The sequence below is a fragment of the Sphingomonas lycopersici genome, from assembly GCF_026130605.1.
Classification (GTDB): Bacteria; Pseudomonadota; Alphaproteobacteria; order Sphingomonadales; family Sphingomonadaceae; genus Sphingomonas; species Sphingomonas lycopersici.
In genome coordinates this window covers 372250-383829 of the sequence record NZ_JANFAU010000003.1, presented here as the reverse complement: position 1 = coordinate 383829, position 11580 = coordinate 372250, and the positions used below count along the sequence as shown (strand labels likewise).

At 67.1% G+C, this 11580-nt stretch carries 8 protein-coding genes and 1 pseudogene; 5 read left to right on the top strand and 4 right to left on the bottom strand.

Annotated elements, in window-relative coordinates; all coding sequences use genetic code 11:
* Positions 1–23 precede the first annotated feature (23 nt).
* A pseudogene (locus NED98_RS08470) lies at positions 24–308 on the top strand (LysR substrate-binding domain-containing protein); the annotation flags it as partial.
* Between the two features lie 148 nt (positions 309–456).
* Here the strand turns inward: NED98_RS08470 and NED98_RS08465 are convergent.
* Positions 457–699, bottom strand: a complete 243-nt coding sequence (locus NED98_RS08465) for a MarR family winged helix-turn-helix transcriptional regulator (RefSeq protein WP_265312612.1) — start codon at positions 697–699, stop codon at positions 457–459.
* Between the two features lie 180 nt (positions 700–879).
* On the opposite strand from NED98_RS08465, the gene NED98_RS08460 reads away from it, so the two are divergent.
* From NED98_RS08460 to NED98_RS08445, 4 genes are read left to right on the top strand one after another with little or no spacing between them, the layout of a single operon-like run.
* Positions 880–1395 carry a 2Fe-2S iron-sulfur cluster-binding protein gene (locus NED98_RS08460; RefSeq protein ID WP_265312611.1) on the top strand — a complete coding sequence of 172 codons (516 nt, stop codon included), beginning with the start codon at positions 880–882 and terminating at the stop codon, positions 1393–1395.
* On the top strand, positions 1392–2360 hold the full coding sequence (locus NED98_RS08455) for an FAD binding domain-containing protein (RefSeq protein ID WP_265312610.1): 969 nt from the start codon (positions 1392–1394) through the stop codon (positions 2358–2360). The genes NED98_RS08460 and NED98_RS08455 overlap by 4 nt, the downstream gene beginning before the upstream one ends.
* Positions 2357–4555, top strand: coding sequence for a xanthine dehydrogenase family protein molybdopterin-binding subunit (locus NED98_RS08450; protein WP_265312609.1), 2199 nt, complete (start codon positions 2357–2359; stop codon positions 4553–4555). The genes NED98_RS08455 and NED98_RS08450 overlap by 4 nt, the downstream gene beginning before the upstream one ends.
* Positions 4555–5475 carry an XdhC family protein gene (locus tag NED98_RS08445; protein ID WP_265312608.1) on the top strand — a complete coding sequence of 307 codons (921 nt, stop codon included), beginning with the start codon at positions 4555–4557 and terminating at the stop codon, positions 5473–5475. The genes NED98_RS08450 and NED98_RS08445 overlap by 1 nt, the downstream gene beginning before the upstream one ends.
* 288 nt (positions 5476–5763) lie before the next feature.
* On the opposite strand, the gene NED98_RS08440 is transcribed toward NED98_RS08445, so the two are convergent.
* From NED98_RS08440 to NED98_RS08430, 3 genes are read right to left on the bottom strand one after another with little or no spacing between them, the layout of a single operon-like run.
* Entirely contained in the window at positions 5764–7185 is a 1422-nt protein-coding gene (locus NED98_RS08440) for an efflux transporter outer membrane subunit (protein WP_265312607.1), read from the bottom strand.
* Positions 7178–8335 (bottom strand): efflux RND transporter periplasmic adaptor subunit, encoded by a 1158-nt coding sequence (locus tag NED98_RS08435; RefSeq protein ID WP_265312606.1) that lies wholly within the window; start codon positions 8333–8335, stop codon positions 7178–7180. Before NED98_RS08435 ends, NED98_RS08440 begins: the two co-directional genes overlap by 8 nt.
* On the bottom strand, positions 8328–11546 hold the full coding sequence (locus NED98_RS08430; protein WP_265312605.1) for an efflux RND transporter permease subunit: 3219 nt from the start codon (positions 11544–11546) through the stop codon (positions 8328–8330). The genes NED98_RS08435 and NED98_RS08430 overlap by 8 nt, the downstream gene beginning before the upstream one ends.
* Positions 11547–11580 lie beyond the last annotated feature (34 nt).

The following is an 11580-nucleotide window of genomic DNA, read 5'->3' as shown; positions in this document are numbered from 1 at the left end:
GGCTGCAGCGCGATCCGAGGCCCTGGCAATTCGAGAAGGATGGTCAGCCCGTCCAAATCGACGTTCAAGGCCCGATCACGCTGGACGAAGCCAGCCTCTCCCGCATCGCGGTGCTCGATCACATCGGCATCGGCTCCTTCATGGAGTCCGATGTGCGCGAAGACATCGAGGCAGGCCGTCTCGTTCGGGTTCTGAAAGAATGGACGCCGCCACTGGCACCTCTATGTCTCTATTATCCGAACAGACGGAATTCCTCGGCCGCATTCAGGGCTCTGATCGACATGGCGCGTGGTCATAGCCAGAGCTGAGGTCAGCTAGGCGGGCTCGAAAAATACTGGTCTCGCGGGTCGCGAAGCCTCAGTTGTTGTGGTAAGCGTGCGGCGGTTCTAGGCGACTTGGGCCCTGAATTCACTACCCCCGACTTTCGCAACAGCTGTTGAAAACCAGAATCGGCGCCTATCGCTCCATGGCTTCGACATTCGCCATCACCCGCTGCAAGAGATTGATCAGCATGGCGAGTTCCGCCTTGGTGAAGCCCGACATCATCTCGCTGTTAGCCTGTTGAAGAATTGCCCGCCCTTTCGGCAACTTGGCCTGTGCCGTTTCTGCCAGTGATACCAGACTGCTCCGCCGATCGGCCGGATCCGGCTTGCGCTGCACGAGGCTGTCGCGTTCCATGCGAGCTAGCAGCTGCGCCATTTTCGGTTGCTGGCAGCTATCAGCGACTCGCATCTTGATCCGGTCCGACGGCAGTGTGCCAGGGCTCCGTTCACAAAGTCGCCTCGAGACGGAGACGAGTGCATTCTCCGACCGATGCAGAGATAAGATGTGGACACCAACCCGCCGAGCGGCGTTATGCTGTCGCGGACGGAGGGCGCGATGCACTTTACGATCAACGGGATGCAATATGATGCGGATATCGACGTCCGCACATCGTTGCTCGATCTGCTGCGCGAGCATCTCGGCCTCGCCGGAAGCAAGAAGGGGTGCGATCACGGCCAGTGCGGGGCGTGCACCATTCTCGTCAACGGGCGGCGGATCAATGCCTGTCTCACGCTGGCGGTGATGCACCAGGACGATGAGATCGTGACGATCGAGGGCCTCGGGACGATCGACGATCTCCACCCGATGCAGGCGGCGTTCGTCCAGCACGACGGCTATCAATGCGGCTATTGCACACCGGGCCAGATATGCTCCGCGGTCGGGATGCTGGACGAGGTGGCGCGCGGCTGGCCGAGCCACGCATCCGCCGATCTTGCGCGCCCGATATTCGATGACGACGAGATATCCGAGCGGATGAGCGGCAATCTCTGCCGCTGTTCGGCCTATCCCAATATCGTCGACGCGATCCGCGAGGCTCACGCTGCGTCGATCGAGTCGGAGCAGGCGGCGTGAGAGCGTTCGACTTCACCCGTGCGGATAGCCCGCAAGCAGCGGTCGCGGCTGGCGGGCGCTTCATCGCCGGTGGCACCAATCTCATCGATCTGATGCGGTTGGAGGTGGAGACCCCCGAGCGGCTGATCGACATCAGCCGGCTCGATCTTGCGCGGATCGAGGACCGCGCCGATGGCGGGTTGACGATCGGCGCATTGGTGCCGAACAGCGATCTCGCCGCCGACCGCCGCGTGATCGAGCGTTACGAGGTGCTGAGCCGCGCGCTGCTCGCCGGTGCTTCCGGGCAGCTCCGCAACAAGGCGACGACCGGCGGCAATCTGCTCCAGCGCACCCGCTGCTATTATTTTTATGACACCGCCGCGTCCTGCAACAAGCGGTCGCCGGGCGCTGGGTGCGACGCGCGCGGCGGCTTCAACCGTATCCACGCCGTGCTGGGGACCAGCGACGATTGTATCGCCACGCATCCCGGCGACATGCCGGTCGCGATGCAGGCGCTGGATGCGGTTATCGTCACGCTCACGCCCGGCGGAGCGTGCCGGCGGTTGCCGATCGCGGATTTTTACCGCCTGCCGGGAAACACGCCGCAAATCGAAACCGTCCTCGAGCCTGGTGAACTCATCACCCATGTCGAGTTGCCGCCGCCGGTCGCCGGTGCGCGACACCTCTATCGCAAGGTACGCGACCGCGCCTCTTATGCCTTTGCGCTGGTCTCGCTCGCGGCGCTGGTGAAGGTGACCGACGGGCGGATCGCTCATGCGGCGCTGGCCTTCGGCGGCCTCGCGCCGCGACCGTGGCGCGATCCGGCAGTGGAAGCCGCGCTGATCGGCCGGGAACCGAGCGTCGAAGTCTTTGCCGCTGCGGCGGACATATTGCTCGGCGAGGCGCGAGGATCCGGTCACAACGATTTCAAGATGCCGCTCGCGCGCCGTGTGCTGATCGCCGCGCTTCGGGATTTGACACAATGACCGAATATCGCATGGACGAGGCGCACGCCGGCCTCGCGCTCGATCGCGGGGTGCAGGGCATCCTCGGTCGTCCGCTCGACCGGATCGACGGCCCCGCCAAGGTGACGGGCGCTGCCCGCTATGCGCTGGAGCATCGGCTCGAGCATCTGGTGTGGGGCGTGGCGATCACCGCACCTGTCGGCAAGGGGCGTGTCGTGGCGTTCGATACCGCCAATGCCGAGGCCATGCCCGGCGTGCTCGCAATCTATGCCGGGGATGAGGCGCTTCCCCGCCAGACGCCGGTATTCGGGCAGGATCGGGCGCAACCCTATGACGGGACGATCGACAGCTGGGGCGAGATTGTCGGCGTCGCGATCGCGGAAAGCTTCGAGGCGGCGCGCGCCGCCGCCCGCGCGGTGATCGTCACCTGTGCGACGGAGGACGGCATATTCGCGACCCGCGACGGCGAGGGCGATGCCTTCGGGCCGCCGGAAGGCGCGCTGCTCCCCAATATCGTCAAGGGCGATCTCGATCGCGCGATGGCCGAGGCGGCGGTGGCGCTGGACGTCGATTATTCCACCCCGCGTCAGGTTCATGCCGCGATGGAACCGCATGGCACGATCGCCGAATGGCATGGCGACAAGCTGACGTTGCGCTGTTCGATGCAGATATTCCGTCAGGCGCGGCCGGTGCTTGCCAATTCGCTGGGTATCGCGCCGGAGGATATCAGGCTGATCTCGCCGTTCATCGGCGGGGGTTTCGGCGGCAAGAATGTCAGCGCGGATGCGCTGCTGGCGGCGGTGGCGGCCAAACGACTGGGGCGGCCGGTGAAGGTCGCGCTTGCGCGGGCGCAGATCTTCCACGCCTGTTATGGCCGGTCGGACACCTATCAGCGCATCCGGCTGGCGGCGGATGCGCAGGGGCGGCTGATCGGCTATGGGCAGGATAGCCTTGTCAGCCAGAAGGTCGGCGCCAATTCGTTCGAGCCGGTGCCGCTCGGCGCGATCGCGCTCTATCGCGGCGAGCATCGCAGTTTCACGACGCGCGTGGCCCCGGTGAATCTCGTCGCGCACGGCCCGGTCCGTGCGCCGGGCGAAGCCGTCGGCATGATCGCGCTGGAATGCGCGATGGACGAGCTGGCGCGCGAACTGGGGCTCGATCCGATCGAACTGCGCCGGCGCAACGAGCCGGAGCGCGATCCCACGACCGGCCGCCCTTTCTCGTCGCGCCGGCTGATCGAATGTTTCGACGAAGGCGCGCGCCGGTTCGGCTGGGACAGGCGCGAGCGGCGCCGTGAGGGCGAGTGGCTCGTCGGGCACGGCGTCGCCACCGCCGCGCGCGTCAATTTCCTGGCGGATTCGAGCGCGCGCGTGACGCTGACCGGCGAGGGCCGCGCGATCGTCGAAACCGACATGACCGATCTCGGCACCGGAACTTATACGATCCTTGCGCAAGTTGCGGGCGAGGCGCTGGGGCTGCCGGTCGAATCGGTCGACGTGCGGCTGGGCGACAGCGATTTCCCGACCGGCGCCGGATCGGGCGGCTCGTTTGGCGCAGCCTCGTCCGCCTCGTCGGTGGCGCTCGCCTGCGACGATATCGTGCGCTCGCTCGCCGCCGCGATGGGCGCGACGCCGGAGGAAATGACGCTCAAGGACGGTCACGTCATCGCGGGCAATCGCCGCGTGCCGCTGGGCGACTTGGTCGGCGATACGCCAATTGTCGCGATCGGCACGATCCATCCCGGCGCGAACAACCGCCGCTTCAGCCAGGCTGCGCACGGCGCGCAATTCTGCGAGGCATGGGTCAATGCGGTGACGGGCGAGGTGCGCGTGAAGCGGATGCTCGGCGTGTTCGATTGCGGGCGTATCCTCAATCACAAGACGGCGCGCAGCCAGGCGATCGGCGGGATGATCTGGGGCCTCGGCTATGCCTTGCATGAGGAGGTCCATATCGACCCGCGCACCGGCGCGATCGCCAACCGCGATTTCGGCGAATATCACATCCCCACCAATGCCGACGTGCCGCAGATCGAGGCGTGGTTCGTCGAGGAGGTCGACCGGCACGCCAATCCGGTCGGCGCGAAAGGGATCGGGGAGCTCGGCATTTCCGGCGCGGGCGCCGCGGTCGCCAATGCCGTCTTCGATGCGTGCGGCGTGCGCGTGCGCGACATGCCGATCACGCCGGACAAACTTCTCATGGGGCTACCGCCGATCTGATGGCCGACAATGATGCTGTTCTTGCCGCCGCCCGGGCATGGAAGGACGCGCCGATGGCGCTGGCGACGGTTATCTCCACCTGGGGCTCCGCCCCGCGCCCGCGCGGCAGCCATATGCTCGTCCATGCCGATGGCCGGTTCGAGGGATCGGTTTCCGGCGGATGCGTGGAGGGCGATATCCTCGATACCGCCGCACAGGTGATCGCGGGCGCCCCGTTCCAACTAAAACATTATGGGGTGGCGGACGCGAATGCGTGGGAGGTCGGTCTGCCGTGTGGCGGCCAGATCTCGGTTCTGGTGCAGCCGGTAACGGCGCAAGGCTTTCCGCCCGACCTGTTCGAGCAGATCGGCGCGGCGCGCGCCGAAGGGCGTCCGCTGGACATATTTACCGACCTTGCGAGCGGAACAAGCAGCGTCGAGCCTGTGGCCGGCGAAGCGTTCGTCAATCGTTATGACGCACCCCGTCGGCTGCTGATCGTCGGCGCGGTGCAGATTGCGCAATCGCTGGTCGCGCTGGCGCGGTCGCTCGGCATCGCGACGGTGGTGATCGATCCGCGTGGCAGGTTTCTCACCGAGGAGCGCTTTCCCGAGACGACGCTCGACGATCGCTGGCCGGATGATGCCGTCGCCGCTTATCACCCGGGCCCGGCGACGGCCGTCGTCGCGCTGAGCCACGATCCCAAGATCGACGATCCGGCACTGATCGCGGCGCTCGCTGCCGGCGCGGGTTATGTCGGCGCGCTCGGCAGCCGCCGCAGCCACGCGACGCGGCGCGAGCGACTGGCGGCAGCGGGGGTATCGTCGCTTATGCTTGACCGTATCGATGCACCGGTGGGGTTGGATATCGGTGCGATCGGGCCGGCAGAGATCGCGCTTTCCATCGCAGCCGCGATCGTCGCGCGATTCAATGGACAGAGTTGATGGAAACGACGGCCTTGCGGCGAAGGGGCTAATCTGGATGCCGAAGGCATTGCGCTATCAGTGATGCTCATGTTTCATTGCCACGGTTCCCGACCAGGGTCAGTCAATCAGCGGCGGACTAGGGGACGGCACGTCCCGGATAGGGGCGAGCGTTCGTTTCTGGCGTTACAGTTCTGCGCGGGTGGCCGGTTCTGCGCCGAAGTACGGCTTGTGGGTGGACTACGACCAGGCCGCTTTCAGACGGGAATCAGGGTAGAGTTGTCTGACGGCCGCGGGCCGTGCGGCCGATCAGCTAAGTCGGTCGGTCGCCGGCCTGGTCCACCCCCCGCCGGTGGCGCGGATCAACCCGACCGCGGCCTGCACCCGCCGCGTTTCGAGTGACAAAGCGGTTTCGCGCATCCTGAGCGCGGCCGTCTGCGCCGTCACCACGTCGAGATAGGTCGCCGCGCCCTTCACATAGCGGTTGAGCGCGATCGCCTGCGCCTGTTCGGCGTCGGCCGCTGCCCTTTCCTCCGCCGCCTGCTCGGTGCCGAGGTGGTTGAGCAAGGCGAGCTGATCCTCGACATCCTGGAACGCGCCCAGCGATATCGCGCGATAGCGCGCGGTCGTCTCGGCCCATTCCGCACGTGCGGCCGCAAGCTGGGCATGGCGTTTCCCGCCGTCGAACAGGCTGAGTGCGATGCTGGGCCCGATCGACCAGAAGAGATTGGGCGCGGCGATCAGCCCGGCGAGCGCGGTATTCTGGAAGCCTCCCGATCCACCCAGGGTGATCGCGGGGAAGAAGGCCGCCTTCGCCACCCCGATCCGCGCATTGGCCGCCGCCATCTCGCGCTCGGCGGCGGCGACATCCGGGCGGCGCTGGAGCAGGGTGGAGGGCAGGCCGACCGGCACCGCGGGCAGGGCGAATATCGTCGCCGCTTCGGGCAGCGAGAAAGCCGAGGCGGGATTGCCGGTCAGGCTGGCGATGGCATGTTCGGTGAGCGCGCGAGCGGTGCGGACGTCCTCGGCTTGCGCGCGCGCCTCTTCCAGCAATGATCCGGCGCGCGCGGTATCGACCCCGGAGGCGATCCCGCCGGTGAAACGGCGCTGCACCAGCTGATCCGCCTGGTTATAGGCCGCGACCGTCTGGCGGAGCAGCGCCAGCTCGCGATCCTGCCCGCGCAGCCGGATATAGGTCAGCGCGAGCTGGGTCTGCAGGCTGAGCCGGACATCGGCCATCAGATCGCGGCTCGCCTCCGCCTCGGCCTTGCCTGCGGCGACCGAATTGCGCACCCGGCCCCACAGATCGGGGTCGAAGTCGATCGATCCGCCGATCGTCTCAGCGCCATAGAGATCGGGCTGATGCGCACCCCGCAACGGGCGGTTGTCCGACTGGCGGTTGCTGGTCAGATTGGCGCCGACGCCGATATGCGGCAGCCCGGCGGCGCGCGCCCCGCGCAGATCGGCGCGTGCGCGATCGTAACGCGCCAGCGCGATCGCGAGCGTGGGGTTGGCGGTGTCGATGCGTTGTTCGAGCGTATCGAGCTCGGCGTCGCCGAGCAGGCGCCACCATTGCGCCGGGAGCGCCGCGGCCTGATCGGCCGGCTTCCACGTCGCATCTTCCTTGAAATGCGCCGGCGCCGCGATGACGGGCGGGTGGTAGGCGGGCGCCATCGAGCACCCGCCGATCGCGCAGGCGGCGACGATCGCGGTCAACCTGCGTTTAGCCACGCGCACCTCCGACGCGGACCAATTCGCCTTCGGCGAGCGAGTCCGGCGGATTATCGACGATCCGCTCTCCGGCGGAGAGCCCGGCGCGGATCTGTACCGTCTGCCCGCGATCGAGCCCGATCTGGACATGCCGCAGCCGGATATGCCCGCCCGCATCGACCGTCGCGACCTCGCTGCCCCCGGCGCGGAACAGGAGCACGCTCGACGGCACCTCGACCCCGCCGGCTTGTCCCGGCAGGTCGAATACCACGCGCGCAAAGCCGCCAGGCTTGAGCAGATTGCCGGGATTGTCGGCCTGCAGCTCGACCTGGAAGGCGCCGCTCTGTGCATCGACCGCGCCCGATGCGCCGGTGACATGCGCGGGGAAATTGCGGCCGGGGAAGGCGGGGACGGTCAGCGTCGCTGCCATGCCGGGGTGGATCGCGGCGGAATCGGCCTGCGGCACGCTGACATAGACGCGGATCCGCCGTGTATCGGCGACCGCGAACATCGGCTGTTGGGTGCCGCCGCTGCCGGGGCCGACGAGATCGCCGATATCGGCGTTGCGCGCGGTCACCACCCCGGCGAAGGGCGCGCGGACCACCGCGAAGGACTTCATCGCCTGCAACCGGCCGAGCGCGGCCTCCGCCTCCTTTACCGCGGCGAGGCGGACCGCAAGATCGCCGTTCTTTTCGTCGGCCTCCTGCTTGGAGACCGATGCGGTGGTGAGCAGGTCGTTCCAGCGCAATGCGGTGCTCCGCGCCAGCCCGGCATGCGCCCGCGCGCTGGCAACGGCGGCGCGCGCCTCGTTGATCTGCTGATCGAGCTCGGGGGTGTCGATCGTGCCGAGCGGGGTGCCCGCCGCTACTTCGGCGCCGATATCCTTCGCCCAGCCACGGACATAGCCCGAAACCCGCGCATAGAGCTTGGCCGCATTCCACGCCTGCATCGTGCCGGGAAGGTCGAGCGTATCGGCGGCGGTGTCGCCCTTCACCGTGATCAGATGGACGGTGGGGATCGACTGCACATCGGAGACATGCGTCGCGGTGTCGACATCGTGGCCGCGCGCCACCACCCCCGCAGCGACCACCCCGGCCGCGATCAGTGCAGCGACGATCCCCGCCCGCTTCAGCCCGCGCGGGGCCGCCGCCGGAATGGTCACATCATGCATGGATCGGTTCTCCGACAGGTTCGGGCGTGGCGGCCGCGTGCTCCTTGCGTCCGTGGACCATCGCAAAGACGACGGGGACGAAGACGAGCGTGGCGATCGTCGCGCAGATCAGCCCGCCGATCACCGCACGGCCGAGCGGGGCATTCTGTTCGCCGCCTTCGCCGAGGCCGAGTGCCATCGGCGCCATCCCGATGATCATCGCCAATGCGGTCATCAGCACCGGGCGGAAGCGGGTCGCACCGGCCTCTGCGGCGGCGCGCACGGCATTGTCGCTGGCGGCGAGCCGTTCGCGGGCGAAACTCACCACCAGCACCGAATTGGCGGTGGCGACGCCCATGCACATGATCGCGCCGGTCAGCGCCGGTACCGACAGGGGCGTGTGGGTGGCGAACAGCATCCACACGATCCCGGCGAGCGCGGCGGGCAGCGCGGTCACGATCACGAACGGATCGAGCCAGCTCTGGAAATTGACGACGATGAGGAGGTAGATCAGCACGATCGCCCCGGCGAGCCCGATGAACAGCCCGGTGAAGGCGGTGTTCATCGTCTCGACCTGCCCGCGCAGTGCGACCTTGGCGCCCTTGGGCAGGGCGCCGTGGGTGGCATCGAGCACCTTCTGGATGTCCCCCGCCACCGCGCCGAGATCGCGACCCTGCGTCGTCGCATAGATGTCGAACACCGGCTGCACCGCATAATGCGACACCACCGCCGGGCTGATCTCGCGATGCAGCGTGCCGAGTGCGCCGAGCACCTGGAACGTCCCCGGCTTGGCGCCCGAGACCGGCAGGTTGGTGAGCTGTGCCATGCTCTCGGTGCGATATTGCGGCGCCTGCACCACGATCGGATAGGAAACGCCGTTCTTGGGGTTGAGCCAGAAGGTCGGCGCGATCTGGAAGCTGCCGGCGAGATCGACTGACAGGTTGCGCGTCACGTCATTCTCGGTGATGCCGAGCCGGTCGGCCTGCGCGCGATCGACGTCGAAGCCGAGTTCGGGATAATTGTCCGCCTGTTGCACGCGGACGTCGGCGATCCCGGGGACGCGCGCGAGCCGCGCGGCGAGCATCCGCGCATAGGCCGCGCCACCCTTCATGTCCGGCCCGGCGATCTGCACGTCGATCGGGGCGGGGGCGCCGAAATTGAGGATCTGGCTGACGATATCGGCGGGCAGGAAGGAGAAGGTCGAGCCGGGGAAGGCTGCGGGCAGCGCGCGGCGCAAGGTGCGGGTGAAGCCGGCGGTCGGCGCATGGTCTTCCTTCAGCGTGATCATGATGTCGCCGTCCTGCGGGCCGACCCCGCCGGTGTTCGAATAAGCGCGGTTGATGCCGCTGACCGGCAGGCCGATATTGTCGACGATCGCGTCGAGTTGATCGGGAGGGACGATCTGGCGGATGCGATCCTCGATATGATCGAACAGCGCCGCGGTCTCCTCCAGCCGGGTGCCGACCGGCGCGCGGACGTGGAGGTTGATCTGGCCCGAATCGACCGTCGGGAAGAAGGTCCGCCCGAGCATCGGCGCGAGCGCGAACGACAGCAACACCACCGCCATGAAGCCGATCACGAACGGCTTGCGGCGCGCCAGTGCGAAGGCCAGCACCTCGACATAATAGCCGCGCACATGCTCGAAGCGGGTCTCGAAAGCGTGCTGGAAACGACGGAACGGATTGCGGGTTTGCGGGCGCCCGGCCTGCGCGTCGTGGCTCAGCATCACCTCGGCGGTGTGGGGGGTGGCGTGATCGCGCAGCAGGTAATTGCCCATCGTCGGGACGAGCGTGCGCGACAGGACGAACGAGGCGATCATCGCGAACACCACCGCCATCGCCATCGGCGCGAACAGGAAACCCGCGACCCCCGGCAGGAAGAACATCGGCAGGAAGGCGATGCAGATGCACAGCAAGGAGACGAACGCCGGGCCGACGATCTGCTCGGCGCCGTCGAGGATCGCCTGGCGCACCGATTTGCCTCGTTCGAGATGCCAGTTGATATTCTCGATCGTCACCGTCGCATCGTCGACGAGGATGCCGACCGCGAGTGCGAGCCCGCCCAAGGTCATGATGTTGAGCGTCTGCCCCGCCGCGGCGAGCCCGGCGACCGCGGCGAGCACGGCGAGCGGGATCGACGCGGCGATGATCACCGTCGAGCGCCACGAACCAAGGAACATCAGGATCATCAGGCTGGTCAGCGCGGCGGCGATCGCGCCCTCGCGCACCACCCCGGAGACCGCCGCCTTCACGAACAGCGACTGATCGGCGAGCAGGTCGATCTTGAGCGTCGGCGGCAGGGTTTCGCGCAATTTGGGCAGCACCGCCTTCACCTGATCGACGATCGCGATCGTCGAGGCCGAGCCGCTCTTGAGCACCGTCATCAGCACCGCGCGGCCCCCGTCGACGCGCACCGCATTGCGCTGCGGCGGCGATCCGTCTCGAACGTGCGCGACATCGCCGATCGTCACCGTCGCGCCGTCGACTGTTCTGATCGGCAGCCGGTTGAGATCGTCGATCGCCGAGGGGCTATTGTTGAGCTTGAGGTTATATTCATATTGCCCGATCTTGGCGGTGCCGGCGGGGACGATCTGGTTCTGCGCGGCGAGCGCGGCCGCAACGTCGGTCGCCGACAGGCGATGCGCGGCGAGCTGCGCCGGATCGAGATCGACCTGGATCTGTCGCTCCTTGCCGCCATAAGGCGAAGGGATCGCGGCGCCCTGCACCGAGGCCAGAGCGGGACGGATGAAATTCTGCCCAAGATCGAAAATCTTCTGCTCGGACAATCCCTTGCCGGATAATGCGAGCTGCAGGATCGGCACTGTCGAGGCATTGTAATTGAGGATCGTCGGCGGGGTGATGCCCGGCGGCATCTGTTTGAGCACGGTCTGCGACAAGGCCGTGACCTGCGCGGTCGCGGTGCGGATATCGACCCCCGGGCGGAAAAAGATCTTCACCACCGCGATCCCGGCGAGCGACTGGCTCTCGATATGATCGATGTCGTTGACCGAAGAAGAAAGCGAACGTTCGTAATAATATACGACCCGCCCGGCCATGTCCTCGGGCGGGAGGCCGCGATAGGTCCACACCGCGGCGATCACCGGGATCTTGATGTCGGGAAAGATGTCGGTCGGGGTACGGAACGCCGCCGCGCCGCCGAACAGGACGATCAGGATCGCCAGCACGACGAAGGTATAGGGCTTGCTGAGCGCGATCTTGACGAGCCGGAGCATGAAACGTCCCGTTCACCTGAAAAGGTTGCCGGTG